The organism is Streptomyces sp. NPDC002889, assembly GCF_042888425.1.
Taxonomy (GTDB): Bacteria; Actinomycetota; Actinomycetes; order Streptomycetales; family Streptomycetaceae; genus Streptomyces.
Map to the genome: position 1 here is coordinate 90,106 of NZ_JBIAPT010000033.1, position 727 is coordinate 90,832.

A 727-nucleotide genomic window follows, 5' to 3' on the forward strand; every position below is an offset into this window, starting at 1 on the left:
CGCTGCTGGGACGGCTGCCTCCACGGTCGTCGCGCTGGCCTCGGTATCCACCACGGTCGTCCTCACGACGCGGCCCACGGTCGCCACCGGAACGGTCGTCACGGCGGAACCCACCGCCGGCACCACCGCTGCTGGGACGGCCACCACCACCGGAACGGTCGTCACGGCGGAAGCCTCCGCCGCCGCCACCGCTGCTGGGACGGCTGCCTCCACGGTCGTCGCGCTGGCCTCGGTATCCACCACGGTCGTCCTCACGACGCGGCCCACGGTCGCCACCGGAACGGTCATCACGGCGGAACCCACCGCCGGCACCACCGCTGCTGGGACGGCCACCACCACCGGAACGGTCATCACGGGACCCGCGGTACCCACCACGGTCGCTGTCACCGTCACGGCGAGGCCCACGGTCCCGGTCGTCACGACCACCGCGGTAACCGCCCCGGTCACCACCGTCCCTGCGACGCGGCTCGCGATCCGGACGATCGTCGGGAGAGTTGGCGGACATGCGTGACTCCTGTCTTCGGGTACCACAGTCATTCTCGCGCAGCCGGCCATCGGACGCGCTTCGGTAAATCAGTAAAAACAAAAGGACCCTTGGTCCAGCGTGAACGCTGGACCAAGGGTCCTTGAAAGATTGTTCGGCGGCGTCCTACTCTCCCACAGGGTCCCCCCTGCAGTACCATCGGCGCTGAAAGGCTTAGCTTCCGGGTTCGGAATGTAACCGGGC

Annotated in this window: 1 rRNA gene and 1 pseudogene; one reads left to right on the forward strand and one right to left on the reverse strand. The window is 68.6% G+C overall.

From position 1 onward, the window contains the following. Window positions 1–511, forward strand: a pseudogene (locus ACFYWI_RS34550) (hypothetical protein); the annotation flags it as partial. Window positions 512–636: 125 nt separating this feature from the next. Here the strand turns inward: ACFYWI_RS34550 and rrf are convergent. Then, a 5S ribosomal RNA gene (gene rrf / locus ACFYWI_RS34555) occupies window positions 637–727 on the reverse strand; the annotation flags it as partial.